Annotated in this window: 1 protein-coding gene; it reads left to right on the top strand. The window is 71.7% G+C overall.

The features are described 5' to 3' along the window. Positions 1–59: 59 nt before the first annotated feature. Positions 60–1,041: acyl-CoA synthetase (locus DPV74_RS41520; protein ID WP_027789126.1), on the top strand; the 982-nt coding region annotated here is incomplete at its 3' end.

Below are 1,041 nucleotides of genomic sequence, written 5' to 3'. Positions count from 1 at the left end.
CGCGACGTCGCGAGCGGCGTGCTGTCCGCGCCGCCGGCCGGGCAGGACGGCGCGCAGCCATGAAGCGCACCGCGTGGGCCGAACGCCAGGAGCGCAGCAACGCGGGCTTGCTGCGCGCGATGACGTGGATCTCGCTGCGCTTCGGCCGGCAGCGCGCGCGCGTCGTGCTGCACCTGATCGCGACGTATTTCGTGCTGTTTTCGCCGGTCGCGTGCGCGGCGTCGCGCGACTACCTGCGCCGCGTGCTCGGCCGCCCCGCGCGCTGGCGCGACGTGTACCGGCACGTGTTCACGTTCGCGGCGACGATCCACGACCGCATCTACCTGATGAACGGGCGCTTCGACCTGTTCGACATCCGGCTGCACGGCGAGACGCTGGTAGACGAAGCGCTCGCGGGCGGACGCGGCGCGTTCCTGATGGGCGCGCATCTCGGCAGCTTCGAGGTCGTGCGCGCGATCGGCCGCACGCACCCGGACCTGCGCGTCGTCGTGACGATGTACGAGAAGAACGCGCGCAAGATCAACGCGACGCTCGCCGCGGTGAACCCCGCCGCGCAGCCGGAAGTGATTCCGCTCGGGCAAGTCGACTCGATGCTGAAGGTGCGCGAGCGCCTCGACGCGAACTGCATGGTCGGCATGCTCGCCGACCGCACGCTGCTCGACGACGCGGCCGCGTCGCTGCGGCGGCTGCCGCTGCTCGGCGCACCGGCCGCGTTCCCGCTCGGGCCGCTCTACATGGCCGCGATGCTGCGACGGCCGGTGATCTTCATGACGGGCCTCTATCGCGACGGCAACCGCTACGACGTGCACTTCGAGACGCTCGCCGATTTCTCCGACGTGCGGCGCGACGCGCGCGCGGCGGCCGTCGACGCGGCACTCGCGCGCTACGTCGCGCTGCTCGACAGGTACTGTCGCTCGGCACCGTACAACTGGTTCAACTATTTCGACTTCTGGCACGGCGGCGATGCCGCGACCGCGGCCGCGCGCGGCGACGCCGCGTGCGCCGGTGCCGGCCTGTCCGCCACGAGGGATTCCGACGCAT

Source organism: Burkholderia sp. HAN2018 (assembly GCF_024704855.1).
Classification (GTDB): domain Bacteria; phylum Pseudomonadota; class Gammaproteobacteria; order Burkholderiales; family Burkholderiaceae; genus Burkholderia; species Burkholderia cepacia.
The sequence above is the reverse complement of the archived record's forward strand: the minus strand, read 5'-3'. Positions and strand labels throughout refer to the sequence as shown.